This window comes from Lentilactobacillus hilgardii DSM 20176 = ATCC 8290 (genome assembly GCF_000159315.1).
In the GTDB taxonomy this organism is placed as follows: domain Bacteria; phylum Bacillota; class Bacilli; order Lactobacillales; family Lactobacillaceae; genus Lentilactobacillus; species Lentilactobacillus hilgardii.
In genome coordinates this window covers 428,911-447,901 of sequence record NZ_GG669992.1, presented here as the reverse complement: position 1 = coordinate 447,901, position 18,991 = coordinate 428,911, and the positions used below count along the sequence as shown (strand labels likewise).

The 18,991-nt window shown below is 39.7% G+C and carries 13 protein-coding genes, 1 pseudogene and 1 riboswitch; of the genes and pseudogenes, 7 read left to right on the top strand and 7 right to left on the bottom strand.

Annotated features, from left to right (window positions below):
- Positions 1-567 precede the first annotated feature (567 nt).
- Positions 568-1,629, top strand: a complete 1,062-nt coding sequence (locus HMPREF0519_RS02075) for a carbamoyl phosphate synthase small subunit (RefSeq protein ID WP_190870480.1) — start codon at positions 568-570, stop codon at positions 1,627-1,629.
- Complete coding sequence (gene carB / locus HMPREF0519_RS02070; RefSeq protein ID WP_003634226.1) at positions 1,629-4,694, top strand: carbamoyl-phosphate synthase large subunit; 3,066 nt, start codon at positions 1,629-1,631, stop codon at positions 4,692-4,694. The genes HMPREF0519_RS02075 and carB overlap by 1 nt, the downstream gene beginning before the upstream one ends.
- Before the next feature lie 102 nt (positions 4,695-4,796).
- On the opposite strand, the gene HMPREF0519_RS02065 is transcribed toward carB, so the two are convergent.
- The 3 genes and pseudogenes from HMPREF0519_RS02065 to HMPREF0519_RS02055 form a co-directional block, all read right to left on the bottom strand.
- The gene (locus HMPREF0519_RS02065; protein ID WP_225429102.1) at positions 4,797-5,390 is read right to left on the bottom strand and encodes a PAS domain-containing protein; all 594 of its coding nucleotides are present in this window, start codon (positions 5,388-5,390) and stop codon (positions 4,797-4,799) included.
- Positions 5,391-5,529: 139 nt separating this feature from the next.
- Entirely contained in the window at positions 5,530-6,303 is a 774-nt protein-coding gene (locus tag HMPREF0519_RS02060) for an acetoin reductase (protein ID WP_003556997.1), read from the bottom strand.
- A 71-nt stretch (positions 6,304-6,374) separates the two neighbouring features.
- Positions 6,375-6,974: pseudogene (locus HMPREF0519_RS02055) on the bottom strand (PTS sugar transporter subunit IIC); the annotation flags it as partial.
- Between the two features lie 860 nt (positions 6,975-7,834).
- Between HMPREF0519_RS02055 and HMPREF0519_RS02045 the strand changes: the two are divergent.
- On the top strand, positions 7,835-9,685 hold the full coding sequence (locus HMPREF0519_RS02045) for an MFS transporter (RefSeq protein ID WP_003634218.1): 1,851 nt from the start codon (positions 7,835-7,837) through the stop codon (positions 9,683-9,685).
- 81 nt (positions 9,686-9,766) lie between these two features.
- On the opposite strand, the gene HMPREF0519_RS02040 is transcribed toward HMPREF0519_RS02045, so the two are convergent.
- Positions 9,767-11,218, bottom strand: coding sequence for an MFS transporter (locus tag HMPREF0519_RS02040; protein ID WP_003634216.1), 1,452 nt, complete (start codon positions 11,216-11,218; stop codon positions 9,767-9,769).
- Positions 11,219-11,927: 709 nt separating this feature from the next.
- A complete protein-coding gene (locus tag HMPREF0519_RS02030; protein ID WP_035462165.1) occupies positions 11,928-13,886 on the bottom strand; it encodes a sugar MFS transporter in 1,959 nt (652 codons plus the stop codon).
- 360 nt (positions 13,887-14,246) lie between these two features.
- On the opposite strand from HMPREF0519_RS02030, the gene HMPREF0519_RS14235 reads away from it, so the two are divergent.
- The 4 genes from HMPREF0519_RS14235 (at position 14,247) to fucP (ending at position 17,258) form a co-directional block, all read left to right on the top strand.
- The gene (locus HMPREF0519_RS14235; RefSeq protein ID WP_003634213.1) at positions 14,247-14,702 is read left to right on the top strand and encodes a LacI family DNA-binding transcriptional regulator; all 456 of its coding nucleotides are present in this window, start codon (positions 14,247-14,249) and stop codon (positions 14,700-14,702) included.
- On the top strand, positions 14,696-15,265 hold the full coding sequence (locus HMPREF0519_RS14230) for a substrate-binding domain-containing protein (RefSeq protein WP_003634210.1): 570 nt from the start codon (positions 14,696-14,698) through the stop codon (positions 15,263-15,265). Before HMPREF0519_RS14235 ends, HMPREF0519_RS14230 begins: the two co-directional genes overlap by 7 nt.
- Positions 15,266-15,443: 178 nt before the next feature.
- Positions 15,444-15,839 (top strand): D-ribose pyranase, encoded by a 396-nt coding sequence (gene rbsD, locus HMPREF0519_RS02020; RefSeq protein WP_003634208.1) that lies wholly within the window; start codon positions 15,444-15,446, stop codon positions 15,837-15,839.
- Positions 15,840-15,893: 54 nt separating this feature from the next.
- Positions 15,894-17,258 (top strand): L-fucose:H+ symporter permease, encoded by a 1,365-nt coding sequence (fucP, locus tag HMPREF0519_RS02015; protein ID WP_040472617.1) that lies wholly within the window; start codon positions 15,894-15,896, stop codon positions 17,256-17,258.
- Positions 17,259-17,362: 104 nt separating this feature from the next.
- Here fucP and thiW read toward each other — a convergent pair whose 3' ends face one another.
- Together thiW and aroE are read right to left on the bottom strand one after the other, a co-directional pair.
- Positions 17,363-17,875 (bottom strand): energy coupling factor transporter S component ThiW, encoded by a 513-nt coding sequence (gene thiW, locus HMPREF0519_RS02010; RefSeq protein ID WP_003634205.1) that lies wholly within the window; start codon positions 17,873-17,875, stop codon positions 17,363-17,365.
- A gap of 46 nt (positions 17,876-17,921) precedes the next feature.
- Positions 17,922-18,024, bottom strand: a riboswitch (TPP riboswitch).
- Between the two features lie 87 nt (positions 18,025-18,111).
- Entirely contained in the window at positions 18,112-18,984 is an 873-nt protein-coding gene (aroE, locus tag HMPREF0519_RS02005; protein WP_003551389.1) for a shikimate dehydrogenase, read from the bottom strand.
- Between the last annotated feature and the right edge of the window lie 7 nt (positions 18,985-18,991).

The following is an 18,991-nucleotide window of genomic DNA, read 5'->3' as shown; positions in this document are numbered from 1 at the left end:
TTCCTCCTAAAAAGTTAAGCGCCTTGCCGTGTTCGCAAAGCGCCCTTTAGTGGAATGAAATCACTATTTTAGACGTTTTGCTCTCACGGAAACAATTAAATCGTCGTTACAGTCAACATATTTGCATTAAAAAACCTCTTTACCGCCGTTGGGTAAAGAGGTTGTAGTTTCTCCCAAGTTAGACTTAGGTTCACCGATTCCTTCTTAACCTCACGGGGTTAATATTAAAGGTCTTTCAATTCGTTGTTAAAATCATATGACATTTTTGAAGAAAACACAATCTTATTTTTAAAAAAGTTTTTGAAAATGTTTATTTATCCAAGAATGACAAAAATTTGAATATCGGTCATTTTCTTATGTATATATAACGCGATTTACAAGCTTTCTTTCATTTTAATATATATTCATAAAAAAAAATATTTCTTCATAAAAATCCATATATGGCTTTTTTTTGCATAAAATGACTTGACAATTCCTTTAAAAGCTTCTATCTTTATGTATCAAAAGCGTTAGCTGCTAGCTGCTCATACCACTTGCATGTTAGGAACAAAACTAGGAGGTTCGGAAATGAAAAAATATCTAACTCTAGAGAATGGAGATGTCTTTGTTGGGGAAGCCTGCGGAGACTTAGGCGCCGAAATTGAAGGCGAATTAGTTTTCACAACCAACATGACAGGTTATCAAGAAAACTTGACGGATCCGTCTTATAAAAATCAAATCATTACATTTACGTATCCACTGATTGGTAATTACGGTGTCTCACTTGGTACCAGTCAGTCAGACAGGGTTCAAGCTTCAGCAGTTGTTGTTCGCGAAATGACTGATGAAGTTTATCACTATCAAAGCGTTATCTCATTAGACGCATTTCTGAAACAACAAAAAGTTCCAGCAATCAGCGGTATTGACACTCGGCAGCTAACCAAGATTATTCGTCAATATGGAACAATGAAAGCTAGTTTAACAAACCAACCTGTTAATGCTAAGGAAGCTGAAATGGCTCATCAATCCGCCATTGTTAAATCAGCAACTCGTTCTGTTACAGACGGTAAAGAGAATGAGCACGTTGTCGTTATTGACTTCGGTGTTAAATCTAACATCGTAAGGTCATTACAACGTCCTGAAATTGATGTTACGGTTGTTACACCCGAATCAACATTTGAAGACATCTCAGAACTTCATCCTACAGGAATTCTCTTATCCAACGGTCCTGGCGATCCAACAGATTATTCAGATTTTCTCCCAGTTATTCAAAAACTTCAGGAACAATATCCAATCTTCGGTATTTGTCTGGGACATCAGTTACTCGCGCTTGCGAATGGTGCTACTACTTACAAGATGACATTCGGTCATCGTGGCAGTAACCATCCTGTTAAAGATTTAATCACTGGTGACATTTATATGACTTCTCAAAATCACGGGTATGCAGTTGATATTGATTCAGTTAAGTCAACGCCTCTTGAAGTGACCGCACTTGAGGTTAACGATAAGACGTGTGAAGGACTGCGCTATCCCGGAAGACCGATTTTCTCAGTGCAATACCATCCGGAAGCTGCACCGGGACCACACGACGCAAAACCATTATTTGATAAGTTCATCAATTTAATGCATGTCAATGGAGGGGTTCATTAATGCCAAAGAGAGAAGATATTAAAAAAGTTTTGATTATTGGTTCCGGTCCAATCGTGATCGGTCAAGCCGCAGAATTCGATTATGCCGGTAGCCAAGCATGTTTGAGTTTGCGCGAAGAAGGTTATTCCGTTATCTTGGTTAACTCAAATCCAGCAACAATTATGACTGATGATGAGATTGCAGATAAAGTCTACCTTGACCCATTAACGGTTCCGAGTTTGAAGAAGATTCTTGAAAAAAAACATCCTGATGCGATTCTGCCTACCCTGGGTGGTCAAACCGGCCTTAACTTGGCTGTTGAGTTAGCTAAGGACGGTATCTTGGATAAACTTGGAATCGAATTATTGGGTACAAGCTTACACACCATCAACCAAGCCGAAGACCGTGAACAATTCAAGGATTTGATGAAAGAACTTCATCAACCAATTCCAGATTCAAAAACCGTCTACAATTTAGAGGACGGTCTTGATTTTGCACATGAAATTGACTACCCGGTTATTATCCGACCAGCTTACACACTAGGCGGTACCGGTGGCGGTATTGCTCATAACGATGACGAAATGAAGACCATTTTAAACCGTGGCTTAACAATGTCTCCATCAACTGAATGCTTGATTGAAAAAAGCATCGCCGGTTATAAAGAAATTGAATTTGAAGTTATGCGTGACCACCATGGCAGCTCAATCATCGTCACTGGTATGGAAAACTTCGATCCAGTCGGTGTTCATACTGGCGACTCAATTGTCTTCGCGCCAACCCAGACGCTCACAGATAAGGAATATCAACGCTTACGTGACGCTTCATTGACTATCGTGAACGCTTTAAAAATCGAAGGGGGCTGTAACGTTCAGCTGGCACAGGATCCAACCAGCGAAAACTACTACGTGATTGAAGTGAACCCGCGTGTGAGTCGTTCTTCTGCATTAGCTTCTAAAGCAACCGGTTATCCGATTGCTAAAATCGCCGCCAAAATTGCGGTTGGTTTGAATCTTGATGAAATCATCAATCCGATTACTCAAACAACCTATGCCATGTTTGAACCTGCACTGGATTACGTTGTCGCAAAAATTCCACGCTTTGCGTTTGATAAATTCACAAACGCCGATCGCAAACTGGGAACTCAAATGAAAGCAACCGGTGAGGTGATGGCAATCGGCGGTACCATTGAGGAGTCACTTCTCAAAGCCGTTCAATCATTAGAGTTGGACAAGCAGGCTCAGTGTGATCTTATCCCTGACTACACTCGTCAAATGTCACTTGGCGATTTGATCGAAAAAATTAAAACGCCAACTGATTATCGTTTATTCGAATTGTTTGCAGCCATTGGAAAGGGTGCAACAATCGAACAGATTCATCGTTCAACTAAAATCGATCTTTATTTTCTTTCAAAGCTTGAAAACATTATCAAAATGCAACAACAACTTACAGATGGCCTGTTGAGCTCCGATATGGTTCTGAAAGCTCGTAAAATGGGCTTTAATAATACCATGATCAAAGCCGTTCATCACGCAACGGATCACGAACTTGAAAAACTCGATAAAATGGCCGATCAACATTTGGTCTATAAGATGGTTGATACTTGTGCAGCTGAGTTCGAAAGTGAAACACCTTATTTCTACAGCACTGTTGGAACTGAAAATGAAAGCCAGCCAATCGGAAACAGCATACTGGTTATTGGTGCCGGCCCGATTCGAATCGGCCAAGGGGTTGAATTCGATTATGCCACTGTCCACTGTGTTAAAGCTATTCAGGCAGCCGGAAAAAATGCCATTATTATTAACAACAACCCGGAAACCGTTTCAACCGACTTTTCAATTTCCGACAAACTCTATTTTGAACCATTGGACATCGACAGTGTTATGAACGTTATCAACTTGGAAAAACCTATGGGAGTTATTGTTGAGTTTGGTGGTCAAACCGCTATTAATTTAACTGAGGAATTGACTAAACACGGGGTTCAAATTCTTGGGACCTCCATGCACGGTATTGAGGAAACAGAAAATCGTCATGATTTTGAAGATTTGCTCATTGACCAAAATATTGCCCATCCCCAAGGAGACACCGCAATGAATGGGCATGAAGCTCACGCAATTGCAAACAAGCTTGGATATCCGGTTCTCGTTCGTCCCAGTTTCGTTCTTGGCGGAAAAGGGATGGCCGTTGTTCATAATGGTGAAGAACTCGATGAATATTTGGTTCCCGCCCTTAAAGCAAGTGCCGGTCAGCCAATCCTAATCGATCAATACATTTCAGGAACCGAATGTGAAGTCGACATCTTAAGTGACGGTAAAGACGTCTTCGTTCCGGGGATTATGGAACATCTCGAAGGTTCCGGTATTCATTCAGGCGACTCAATTGCCATGTATCCACCACAGCACTTAACCGACGAACAAAAGGAAAAGATTGTCTCGATCGCAACCAAGATCGGCAAGAAGGTCCATGCGGTTGGTATGATGAATATCCAATTTATTTGTGCTAACGATGTTTATGTCATTGAAGTCAACCCTCGGGCTTCTCGAACCGTACCGTTCATGAGCAAGATTACCAAAATGCACTTGGCACAATTAGCAACACAATTAATTCTTGGTAAATCACTTGCCGAAATTGGACTGACACCCGGATTATATCCGGAGCCTACGAAAGTTTACGTTAAAGCACCGGTGTTCTCTTTCGCCAAGTTACCCGGTGCTCCAACGGCGCTTAGTCCAGAAATGAAGTCAACCGGTGAAGACATCGGTAGCGGCGAAACGTTACAGGAAGCACTTCACAACGCCTTATTTGATAGTTACCATATTAATACGGATACGGTTGAAGGTACCGTCCTCATTTCAAAAGCCGACGCTGACGATCAGGAACTTGTAAACAAACTAGACCACAGTGATTTCGATGTTCAGGTTTATGAAAAAGATATGCCATGGCCAGATAAGCTTGCCTTTGCATTAAGCTCCCAAGATGAAACTGATGATGAAAAACAATTGGTTGCCAATGCTTTAAGTCATGAAATTCCAGTATTTACGGCTCAGGATACAGTTATGGGCATCTTTCAACCACAGCTCATTAAATAGATATGAGGTAGGTCATAAAATAAAAAACAAGCGAACCAGACAAAAGAGCTTATCCTCGTCTGGTTCGCTTGTTTTTTATAAATTTAGGTTATCAATACCAAATTAAGGAATCCAACGATCATCCTTCATACTTAAACGTGATGGTCCAGTTGTTGCATCACTTTTCTTCTCTGAATGAGCTTTTTCATTTCGAGAAGCTCCCGAAACGGCATCACCTTTTTCTGATGAGTGAGTTTCTCCATCCTTTGACGCACCTGTCGTGGCATCCTGCTTCCAGGCGCCTTGATCAATCAGCTCCTTGAGATGATTAATTGTCCCTGTATATTCAATCGTGCCAAGATACTGACCCTTGTTATCCCGCACAGCATAATAATTAATATCAATTAATTTTCCATCCACATTCAACGGAATCTCAACATGTTGCTTCTCTCCCTTTTTGAATGAATCAATAACCGCTTGAGCACGGGCTGCAGCCGTCCCCGGATGAAGTTGCTGAAGCGTATCCTGTAGCTGAGAGGTAGACCGTGCATGCTCACGGTTGGGTTTATTAGAAAACCATTTAAACCGATCATTTACATCAATAAAATCAATATCAAACGGCAACACATTGAAGATTGCTTCAATCTGTTTCAATGAGAGTGCGCCGGTTTGAAACTGCACAACTGCATCTTTAATAAATGGATTAACTTCTGCCATTAATAAGCCACCTCTTTCAATTGTCAATTTTAATATCTCACTGATTATTATACGGCAAACATTAACGTAACCATAAAAAAAGGGATTGGACAAACAATACTTTTGTCGCAATCCCATTCCAATCGTGAAATGATCTTTATTATACGTATTTAATTCCACCGTCAACCATAATTGCTTGACCAGTAATGTAATCGGCTTTATCGCTTGCTAAAAACGAAACAAGATTGGCAACATCCTCAGGTTCCTCACCACGTCCTAGCGCAATACCAGATAGATATTGTTTCAAAGACTCACCCTTGGCTACATGGTTAACCTGACTCATTTCTTCATCAATTTGATCCCACATTGGTGTTAAAACAATCCCTGGACAATAAGCATTAACTGTAATTTTATATCGTGCCAATTCTTTGGCTGCCGCCTGCGTTAATCCACGAATAGCAAATTTGGTTGCTGAGTATGCACCCAACAATTCAAAACCTTCGTGACCGGCAATTGATGAAGCATTAATAATCTTACCAGGGGTTTCCTGTTTACGAAATTGGGCTGCAGCTGCCTGAATGCCGAAGAATGTTCCCTTAACATTGATATCAAGTAATCTATCAAGGTCCTCTTCTTTAGTATTGCAAATCTGGGCAACATGAGCAATTCCGGCATTATTAACAAAAACATCCAAATGATCGAAATGCTCAACCGTTTTTTTCACCGAATCAAAAACCTGATCGCGGTATTGGACATCTGCTTCAATTGCGTACGCTTGTCCACCATTTTTTTCGATATCATCAACAACTCGCTGAACTTTATCCAAATGACGACCCGAAAGGGCGACAGCAAACCCATCGTCAGCTAATTGACGTGCAATTCCCTCACCGATTCCTTGACCGGCACCAGTAACCAAAGCAACTTTTTTTGACATGTTGTAGCCTCCATCATTTTTGTGAATTCATTAACTTTTATTCATCTTTAAAATTATATTACGACCAGTTGTGAAACACACATTGACCCAAGCAATGGGTTCACCTTCATAGACTCGGCAATAAAAGCACTCAGCCAATTTAAGGCAGGCGTTGTGACACTAGCAAGGCCAAGGCCGACAATTGAGCCCACAAGTGTTGCCGCTAAGGGCACAAGCATCATATCCAAAGGTGTTTTACCAGTTAAGTATTTTCCTACTAAAGCAGCAACCACCCCTGCAGCAACCGCACTAATTGGCTGTCCAGTAGTAAAAATACCGGTTTGAGCTGCTTGAAACATCTGGTTACCCGTTGCAGTAGCAGCGTGAACACCATTTGCAATGAAATAAACGGCATTTGCCCCAACAGTTGCAGAAATCATAGAACTGAATAATACCAATGTGTTAGTCTTTAACTGTGAGGCAACGGCGGCACCGAAGGCCGGTGCCAGTAACCATTGTGCAATGGCACCGACTTGATGTAGTTGTGGCCAGTGAACAAAATTGGCAATTGATTGCGTTAATAATCCAATTCCCAGCATAACCAAAACGGCGTTAGAAACACCGGCAGAAACCAAATATACATAATCTTTGACGGTCAGCTTATTTGCTGGCTTATCAACAGATGAATCCATAAACAAAACCTCGATTCCTTATTTTTTGCAATTAGATGAGAATAAAATGATAAAAATGAAATTGTTCTAATATAAACACGGTAACGCGATAATGTCAACATGTCTTTTAGATACCATTATGAATTAGCGACCTCTTAATTGGCTATGTATCAGTCATATCGGTTTATTGTTAAACATTTCGTTCCTTATTTATCTTCGATTATATTGACATGCGTCGTTCTCAAAATACCCAAAAGTAAGCTCAATGTTTTTTCGAATGTCTTTTTTTAAAAGCCGAAATACAATTTTTCTCATTCTTATTCTCATAATTCAAATTCAATAAGACATATCCTTTACAAAAAATGTCATGATGCTTCTGCGTTATTATTTTCGTAAATCACAATCAAGAAAGAATCCCCTCATAAAAAATGCAATTGTCACTGATATCATAGAGTTACGATCAAATCTCCAATACTCACTTGGCTTCTGGTATTATGATCGAATTCGTTGACAATCCGCATAATCTTGTTCGTCAGTACACAAAATTTTACGCTTTTACTAACGATTTTTATATGCCAATTGACCCTCGTGACAATTTTGTGAAATGCATTTCAAAATCAATCCACCATGGCCTTTCAATTATTGAAATTATCGATACCTTAACTTTGGTCGCAGCACATTTTTCGAATGTTAGTTTCCTGACCGGGTGAATCAGACCGGTTGTCGAGACTTCACCTGGACTCAAAGGCACTTGTTATTCTTTGATGGCATCAAATTAAGGAACTCAGCGACTAACTATTTTGATGAATACCGGATTGTCTTAGAACTTCCATGTATAATGGAAGAAAGAAATCGTTTACTTTTGAAGGGAGTTAAACTTAATGCTGAGTTATTTTGCACTCATTACCCTGGTCGAAATATCAGGGCTAATCATTCCATATATCTGGCTGATGATTATTGCAAACCGTCGAGGGCGGATTTGGTCAACGATCGCGGTCATCATACTTTTTGTTGTAAGCTACATCAATATCTACTTCAGTTTGCCTGATCTTGTCTACCCATCGCTAATTGACGGCTGGTTAATGTGGCTGATCGGTGGACTGATTGTTGTCGCTGTTTTGAAACGCTTCGTTTTTAGTGGTGACACCACACCAGCTCGTTCCGGACAGAGTAGTGATGGTATTATCGGTCAAACTATTTCCAGATTCACGGGAGCGTTTGGCTGGTTGGGAAAGCTAGCCGTCGGAATTGTACTTGCTGTTATTGTCTTTATAGTCCTGGGAAGCGTGACACAATTGGTCACTAAAATGAATCCTCGACCAGCTGTAGAATCAATTAGAACCGACATTAATAACGATACAAAGAATGCGCCAATGCCGGTTATTAAAAACAGTTCGGAAACCCCGGTTGTTAATGCACCACAAACCGTTTCCACCGATATGAACAACTCCTTGAACAGTTTTAAAAATTCAAACGTCTATGATTTGAACCATATGCGTGTCCAGATGTACCGTAAAAAGATGGTTTATGTTGCCCCGGTTGAATTCTCCGGTGGCTTCTGGCGCTATATACATTATCTAAAGGTCCCGGGATACTTTAGAACCAATGCAACAGATAAGAACGCCGATCCAAAGTTTGTCAGCCGGCCAATGAAATATACGCCAAGTGCCTACTTCAATAGTGATGCTGATCGCCGAATCAGTGCCCATAGTTTGGGATATTCAATGGTTGGTTCAACTTCTCAATTGGAAATTGATGACAAAGGGACGCCATACTACGTTCGAACGCTCGCAAAACCAATTTCATATTTAAACAGAAATTATGATTACAAGCACTATAAAGTTGCTGTATTAAATACAATTACAGGTAAAGTCAACGTATATTCTCCAAATAATGTGCCAAAGTTTGTCGATATTGCAGTGTCACCTGAATTGGTGTCTCAAGAAGTAAACTTATTTGGCCGCTATCGCCGAGGCTTTTGGAATGCGACAAGTTTTGGTGGTCATAGTGGTGTTATGCAGCCAACCAGGGCTGGTACCGAGGGTGGCGATCACCTAACGCCTTATGCCTATAAGGGTCGTGTATACTACTTTACTGGTATGACCAGTGTTAATGCCCATCAAAGTTCAATCTTGGGTTACGTGTTCGTAGATGCCCGAACCAATACACTTCACTATTACAGAGAGCATGGAAACGTTATGACACCTGAACGAGCTATCTCATATGCACAACAGGACATTAACCCACAGAATTATCGTGGTACATTGCCATTACTTTATCGGATTAATGGTGATCCAACCTGGGTTGTTTCAATGCTTGATCGAGATAATAATTCCTTTATGAAGTTTGTTTACCTGCTTGCTGATGGTAATAACCAAAGCGGTACTTATGCAATTGGTGATGATGCACAAAGTACACTCGCATTATTTAACCAACGTCTTGAGGCTAAAACCGGAGTGACAGTTGCACAGCCAAGTGGCAAAACGATTTCAGGAACCATCAACAGAATTGTCAGAACAACCGATAATAAATTGATGTTTATTTTGAAGGACAATAACCAGGTTTATCAATTGGATACCTCTGCCAAAGGATTCAAACCAATATATGAGTTTATTTCAGAGGGTGATAAGGTTAGTTTCAAAGCCGAATTGGGCAGCAATGACGGCTTATCAACCGCAAATGTTTCCCTATCAACCTTTAAGGATCAATCTTTAGACACAACTAAAAAATAATCAAAACAAATAACATTAAAAAAGTAGGATTTGCAAACCCGATTTGTTGGGTTTGTGAATCCTGCTTTTCTTATACTTTAGTTAGTTTTCGGTTGTTTGAGCAGCTTCAGAATTTTTCAACTGATATTTTTCATGTTCAAGCTTTTGTGCCCAAACGTTAATAGCGAGTGAAATCAACATTAAGCCAAGTGATAAAACCATAATGTTATGTAGGCCGTTAAACAAAATAGCCCTCATTTGTGGAATGAGATTTTGAGGCAAACCGCCAATGTTTGTCGCATCGCTCAATTTATTCATCATTTGCATCGTAATTCGGCCACCGGACTGAATGACACCATTCTTCAAAGCATGGTTAAGAATAATGCCAAAAATAGAAGCCGTAAAGGTTTGACTCAACATTCTAATTAAGAAACTAAAAGAAGTTGCGATTGGAACATCCTGCATGTCCGCATCCTGTTGAACTTTGATTTGCAATTCATTAAAGCAGGCCCCATTACCGAAGCCTTCAAAGGCACCAGCAATCAGTAAAATCCAATAAGGCGTTTTAACACCGGCAAAAACTAATAGTGCAAACGATATAATTAACGTCAGAATACCAACTGCAACTACCCTTTGAGGAGTTAAAAACCGCCTCATCGGTGCCACTGTCCCTGATCCTAAAAAGTCAGTGACTGATCCGGGGATTTGAGTAGCACCACCTATAAGCGCACTTGTTCCAAGCAGTCCTTGCGCCCACATCGGACTATAAATCAAGAAACCGATAAAAGCACCCCAAATAAGTGTAAACAAGGCAAAATCAATCATTAATGGCCGATTCCTAAACAGCCTACTTGGAATAATCGGATCTGTAACTCGATCTTCATTCCGAAACATGATGATCAAAACGATAACCGCAAACCCAGTTAAACCCGCAACAATCAACCAGTTAACAGTACCGATAAATTCGATCCCGGTTAACAGTGCGACCAGCCCAACTGTCATTAACGCAGCCCCGGCATAATCAACAGGGCTGGTTTGATGCTTTTGCTCCTCCATTCGATAATACATTTGAACAAAGAAAATCGAAATAAGCCCAATCGGAACATTTAAATAAAAAACCCAATGCCAGCTAAAGGTATCAACAATATATCCACCAACTAACGGCCCAATGATAGTGGCCATGCTATAACTAGCGGAAACAAATCCAAGAACTTGCATACGTTTGCGAGGATTGGAATACATTCGAGCATAAATAATATACGGCAGCGAAATCATACCACCGTTTCCAATCCCCATCAAAGTTCGTGCACATATTAAGAAAATAATATTTGGTGACATCCCTTGTAAGAATGATCCAATCACAAAGAAGGATGCCGCCAACTGATAACTCTTCTTGTTGCCAATATGTTCACCGAGTTTACTCCACAGCGGTGTGCTAACAGCTGTTCCCAAGAGAAACACGGCCACAATCCAGCCGATCAATTCAATTCCATGAAGATCGGAAATAATTGCAGGCAATGCAGTATTGATGATCGTATTATCAAGTCCACCCATTGCATTTGATAACAGTAACGCGCACGTTACGATCAAAACATCGCGTTTTGACACAGCATTCCCCTCTTTTCATTTTTAAGCTACCTTTCCATAGTACAACTTTTATCAAGATTACAAAATGGATGACTGTATTTTAAACAAAATAAAAACGTCACTGTCACATGGCAACAACGTTTCATTTCAGATCATCCTTGACTGGTTTTTCTTTGCTAAACCGACCATCAGGTTTCTCTTGGCCATTTTTCATAGTTTCTTTTTCTTAATACAGCTCTTAATGGCATCAGCAATGGCAGAACTTAATAAAATCAACGCAACAATATTAATTATTGCTACTGTTAAAAACATAGCTAAACGACTTGAAAAAGTTAGCTGAGTGGTCATAAAAAACAGAAGTATGCCAATCACCAACTTTAGAAAAAATTTGGTCATCACTAACACCTTCTCATAATCTCATCATAAGAAACGATCATAATCGTCTCCTTATTCTTCAGTCGCATCCAAATGTCGAACCTGCTTCAATCCAATTTCATTTTAATCCTAAAATGGTTAAGCTACAATTTGCATAAAAGATAGATAAGATACCACCATATTAGAGTCATTGTATCACTGATTTTATTTAAAATAACAAAAACAATCCCCTGAACCTGTTATTAACAAACAGGTTCAGGGGATTGCTGTCACGTTATGAACGATTATTTAATTAGGACATTTAATCTCTTTTCTCATTTGGATTCGATAAGTTTAAAATCTCCTCACCATGAGTAACATCGCCAGTATCTTTGATGTAATTGAACGCCTTAATGTCTTTGTAATTAGTGATCACAACCATGACAGTGTCATCGTAACCGGCCTTCTTAATAGCAGGTTGCCAGAATTCAATTAACTCTTGCCCCTGTTTGACACGTTGTCCCCTATCTACATACTGAACAAATCCAGTACCTTCCATTTTAACAGTGCCGATTCCGATGTGAATCAGCGTCAGAATACCATCATCCGAACGCAAACCAATCGCATGACGAGTTGGGAACGTTGCTTCAACAACACCGTCAAATGGTGCAAAGACTTTACCATCCGTTGGTTTAACAGCAAATCCTTTACCCATATTACCTGAAGCGAAGTTCTCATCAGAAACATCTGAAAGAGAGACCAGTGTTCCAGTAATAGGTGACTGATATGAAATCGTAGTTGCATCAACTTTCTTTTCGATATCCTGCATCGACTCTTCACCGTTTGTTTCTAAATGCTCGTGCCAAGTTTTCTCAAGCTCATCAACAATCTTGGCATGCTCTTTTTCATCCAAAGTAATCTTTTTGAAGAAGATAAATGTTCCGGTCAACATTAGTAATGCTGGAACACCAAACATGAACAGTTTGAAAACAAGGTGACCCTGGTTAGTGATACTACCAGCCGTGGCACCGGCAGTCATTCCGGCAAGAACAGCAGCAGCTCCAACAACCCAGTTTGAAACGGCCCCGCCTAATTTATCAAGTAATGGACGAACAGCCAATGTAAGAGATTCATCGCGGTGTCCGAATTTTAATTGTCCATATTCAACTGAATCACTGATAATCATTAAGACAACCAAAAAAATCAATGGTTGTGGAATATAGAACATCACTGCGGCAATCAAAACCAGGATTAATGAAGAACCTGCAAAAGCAAAGATCAACATTGCAAGTAGCATTAAGCCAATGCAGTAAAAGAATACATTTCGACGACTAAACTTTTGAGCTAATGGTGGGAAAAGTAAAACAGCTATAATTCCGACAACCATATTTAATCCCATTAGCCACGAATACTGACCAGGCTTTCCCATGATATACGTGAAATAATAAAGCTGACAAGCGTTCGTAATTTGAATACCTGCTGTATAAAGCCCGTAAGTCAAGGAAAGCCACATCAATTGATCATTACGTGCCAATACTTTAAAGACATCTCTTAAACGAGTTTTTTCAGTATTCTTTCGGAGTAATGAATCATTTTCTTTAGTACCCAATGCAACAACAACGGCCGATATCCAAGAAATCAAAGCGATGGTAGCGGCAAACATAAACCAGCCTCTTAAATCACCTTGACCATGATTCTTGTTAATTGAGAAAAAGACAACTAGAGGCATGACAATAACACCAACGATATTTGCCCCAATGTTTGAGCCAACACGAGCAAACGTTGCCGTTCTCTCACGCTCGGCAGAATCAAATGAAATCGCAGGAATCATTGACCAAAAGCCAACATCTTTAAATGAATAGAAAATATCCATTGTAATGTACAGAAATGCAAAAATCACCAAGTATAAAACCGGGTTTGAAACATTCAATCCAAACATGTTACTGAATAAAATTGCCAAGGCTACCGAACCAATAGTCCCACCAGCCAAAATCCAGGGCTTAAAGTGCCCCCATTTAGTATTGGTATTATCAATTGCATTCCCAATGAAAGGATCAATTAACAATTCAACAAATCGCAGAGATCCAATAATAAATGTGATGAAGAAGATCATCTTGTCATTACTTGCACTACTATTTTTATCAAATAGATGAGAAGTAATAAAAATCATAAAATAAGTAGACAGGGTCGCATAGAACATATCATGGCCAAACGCACCAAATGAGTACGACAACCGTGATGTAATTTTGCGACCAGTAGTTTCTCCAGTATTACTTACCATAAAGGATGCCTCCATAAAGATAGGATTAGATACAATAATTGCTAATTTGAATGTAAACGTTTACAGTGTAAATGTCAAACGCTTTTATTAAAGTGTTTAGTCTCCCTTCTTAATTATTTAATATAATTGCATTATGTTTAACTTTGTTGCATCATGTATTATACAGTCCCCAAAGACAAGTCCCTTTGTTCTACGCCCTTTTTTTCATCTTTTTTGCATAATTAGACTTCAGGTTATTCAAAATAATAAATAATTGATCGGACCAAAATTTGCCAATTTAATTCCAACTATCTTTTACTAAAATTTCAGTTTATTCTTTGAACAATATACATAAATTCTGTTTCTGACGGAGGTAATAGAATGGCAACTATTAAAGATATTTCTAAAGCAGCAGGTGTCTCTGCCGGCACCGTTTCCCGTGCTTTAAGCTCTGATAAAAGTAAATTTGTTGCTAAATCAACCAAGCAAAAAATAAAGGCCATTGCGGACAGTTTGGGATACGAGTATGATAGTGATTCTAAAGATTCAAAAAAAAAACTAGAATTTACTTTACTAACAACTATGAGCCTTGAGGAAGAAACCCACGATGAGTATTGGCGTTTCGCTCGCCGCGGTATGTATGAAGCCGCAGAAAGGGAAAATATTGATCTTAATAATGTCATTCGTATTCAAGATGGTTTTGATCCTCAAGAGCTGATCAAATCAGATGCTGTTATCATTATAGGAACAGTGACAGAAGACGCCGTAAAAAAATCAAACACTATAATTCCAATTTGGTTATTGTTGATGGCGGCAGTTATTATCACGGCTTGGTAGATATCGTCGACACCAACCTTTCTGAACTAACCACAGATGCGTTGGACCAACTTAACACGCATACCAAAGGAGATATCGCGTTCATTGGTTGTGCCCGAAATCAAGTTGCTCTTGATGGCAGGATCGTCGGGAAAGTTCCTGATGCCCGCACAAAAGCCTATAAGAAATGGACATCACTCCATCAAAAGCCGGAAATTTATAAAGAAATCCAACCTGATACAGGATCTGCAATGGCTGTTGCTGAAGGTTTAATTTCAGAGTATGGCCAGCGGCTCTCTGCAATTTTAGTTTGGTCCGACCCTTTTGCTATTGGTGTTATGCGTGCCCTTTCAAAATATCATCTGCTGCCCGGAAAAGACTTAGCTGTAATGAGCTTTGACGATTTAGAATTTTCCTCCTTTCTGACACCATCTCTTTCCAGTATCTGGATTCCAAAAACCGAACTCGGTTTTCAAGCCATTTTACATGCCAAGTCTTTAACCAGCCTTAAACGAAACTGGACTGTTAGAAACATTATTCCAGGAAAAATTAAATATCGTGAAACTTTTAATCCATATAAATAAATTTTTACTAATTAACGCAACGTTGATTGCTTGGGAATTTAAGCAAAGTTTGCGTCTTTTTTTTATCCCTTTTAAAAAAATCTCTTGAAAGCCCTTGCAGAACATGTTAATATTCAATTATGAAATTTTAAGTAAAACCTTTTATTAAATCGTTAAAGCTTTAAAGGAGAATTTGATCATGAAGAAAACAGATGTCATTAATTCAGAACTATCAACAGTAATTGCCAACATGGGCCATATGGATTGGCTAAGTATTGGCGATGCCGGAATGCCGGTTCCGATGGGAACTAAAAAAATCGACTTGGCATTATCTAAAGGCTTGCCAAGCTTTCAACAAGTTTTAAAAAACATTTTAACTGAACTTGAAGTACAAAAGATTTATTTGGCGGAAGAAATTAAAACTCAAAACCCCGAGCAGCTTTCTGAGATTAAAAAAACTTTGCCAAATGTTGCGATCGAATATGTGCCCCACACTCAATTAAAAAAAGACTTGGCAAAAACCCACGCTTTTGTCCGTACAGGTGAAATGACCCCCTTTTCGAATATTATTCTGGAGTCGGGCGTTACATTCTAGTTTTTGAAAGTAAAGCGTTTTATCAAACAATTTATTCAGGAGGATTTAATTAACATGGAACTTATGTCAGCTAAAAAGACCCATAGTTGGACTCAACTATCAGACGGTTATCTCAGTAAAACACCCATTTTTCAATTTCTACTGGTTTCAATGATCTTTCCGCTTTGGGGTGCGGCAGCCAGCCTAAACGACATCTTAATCACACAGTTCAAAACTGTTTTTATGTTAAACGATGCCGCAACCGCATTCGTACAAAGTGCATTTTATGGTGGCTATTTCCTAATTGCGATTCCGGCATCATTAATCATTAAGAAACAAAGTTACAAGTTTGCCATTATGACCGGCCTTATCTTTTACATTCTCGGGTGTGCCCTCTTTTTCCCTGCATCAAGAGTCGCTACATACTCCATGTTCTTGGTTGCGATTTTTGCAATCGCAATTGGTTTGAGTTTCTTGGAAACTTCTTGTGATACTTATAGTTCAATGCTTGGACCAAAAAAATACGCCACAATGCGCTTGAACTTCTCACAAACTTTGGTTCCACTGGGAGATATTGCCGGAATTCTTCTCGGCAAGTACCTCATTTTCGGCAGTGTTGGCAATCTTTCCGAAAAGATGAGCACTATGCATGGTGCAGCAAGAATTGCCTACGGTGAACAAATGCTGCAGCTAACTCTGCGTCCCTATAAATACATTTTAGCCGTTTTGATCATTATGCTTATTATCTTTGCATTATCACCCATGCCACGCGCAAAGGCTACTGCAGAACCAACTGAAGAAGGAATGGAAGCTCAGGAAGAAAAACCAAGCCTGGCAGAAACAATTAAATACCTTTGGGGAAATGCCCGCTTCAAGAAGGGCGTTCTAACTCAATTTATTTACGCAGGGCTTCAAACAACTGTGTGGTCATTCACGATCCGTTTGGCATTGAATCTAAATGATAAAATCACCGATAGTGCCGCTTCAACATTTATGATTTATAGTTATATCGCTTGGTTTGTTGGAAAACTAATCGCAAACATATTCATGAGCAAGTTTTCGATCACAGGCGTTTTAACTACTTACTCCCTTCTCGGAACGCTATCATTAATCATTACATTTACCGTTCCAAATATGACTGCTGTTTATGCTGCCATTATGACCAGTTTCTTCTTTGGCCCAGAATGGCCAACCATCTACACTCATACACTCGATGCCGTAACAGAAAAGAAATATACTGAAACGGCTGGGGCAATCATTGTAATGTCCTTAATTGGTGGTGCAATCATCCCTGCCATTCAAGGATTGGTTTCCGATTTCAGCGGTTCAATGCAATTATCATTCATCGTACCAGCTATCTGCTACTTATTAATTACAAGCTACTTCTACTTTGAATATCGTTTTGAAAAGAAACATCCAGACGAAGTTGCTGAGCATTAAAAATAAATCCGAAGCCCAAAAACGTACTCGCCGATTAAATTTCGACGAGTACGTTTTTCTATCTCATAATGATCGCTTTAATCCCTGCCATCTTCAAAGCCTAACTACTTTTTATCGAGCTTCTTTAATTGTGGAGAAATAATTTGTTTCCACATACTTAGCAAGATCACATAACCGATCATAACGCCCACCAGAGCACTTAGGAAAAAGCTCGGAACAAACAACCAGAGTGCGCCATTTACGCCCATAAGCCATTTTGCAACCGGATAGGCAACAATAGCACCAATAATGCCGGTTCCAACTAATTCCCCACAGGCGGCCACAAACAGATTCCTGGTTTTCTGAAAGAGCCAGCCAACACAAAAGGCACCAATCATACTGCCAGGAAATGCGAGTACCGTACCAGTTCCCAAAATGTTTCTAATCAATGAGGTGATAAAAGCTTGTGTAATTGCCCACCATGGTCCGACAAGCACACCGGAAATCAAATTAATAAGATGCTGCATCGGCGCAACTTTAGCAACCCCAATCGTGAATTCAAACATACTACCGCCAACAACTCCTAAGGCAGATAATAATGCTGTTAAAATCATTTTATATGTAGCCGATCGATTCATAATAAAAATCCTCCGTCCGTTTCGAGCATAACGACAACAGAAGGAGGGTCCCAAGCCGACAGTTTTCCTACGCTGGATTTAACCAGATCAGGTTCAAAGGGTTCGCATATTAATCACGTCTCAGCCGGTGGGCTCCCCTAATGTCATCAATTCTATTTACCTAGTGAATAGATTAAATATACCACCAAATAGTTAGTGGCGGGGAGAATAGTTGTTAATTATTTTTTAGTAAACACTTAATCGTGCTCTCTTTTAACAATTTCTTGATTTACGGCACTAATAACGTCGTTAACCGGCATTTTTTGTCCAGTCCATTCAAAGAAGGATCCTGCTGCCTGGTGTACCAACATACCAATGCCATTAAATGTTTGGCATCCTCTATCTTTAGCAGCCTTTACAAAGGGCGTTTCAAGCGGAAAATAAATGGCATCCGTTACAACATGATGCGGTGTTAATCTGGCCAACACCGCTTGGCTAATCGGTAAATGATTATCTTGACTCATGCCAATATTCGTTGAATTACTGACAATCTGACTTGACGCAACTGACTCCTGCATTGCGTCATCATCCTCGTAAGGGATTACTGAAATCACGCTGGACCAGCTTTCCAGTTGTTCTTTTCGTGACTTAAAAGTCTGATTTTGTCTTTTAAACACATTGATTTTGGCAGCACCGGCTTCAACAGCAGCGGCAATAATCGATCTGCCTGCACCACCTGCACCCAAAACAGTCAGCGTTTTATCCTCAACACTAACATTCTGATACTTCAGCGCATCAATAAAGCCTTGTCCATCTGTTGTATCACCGACCAGCTTACCATCCCGATTAATAACCGTATTGACCGCATTTAGCCGCTCGGCCCTTGATGTAATCTCATCAAGTAACGGAATCACAGTTGTTTTTAAGGGCATTGATAGGTTCACACCACCAATTGCCATTGTCCTAATTGCATCAACAGATGTTTGCAGCTCATTAGGCATGACGTCAAAAGCCAAATAAACACCATTAATTCCTGTAACTTTAAAGCTTGTGTTATGTATTAAGGGCGACAAACTATGAGCAGCCGGGTGCGCCAATAATCCATAAAGTTTTGTATGACCGTCAATCATAATGACA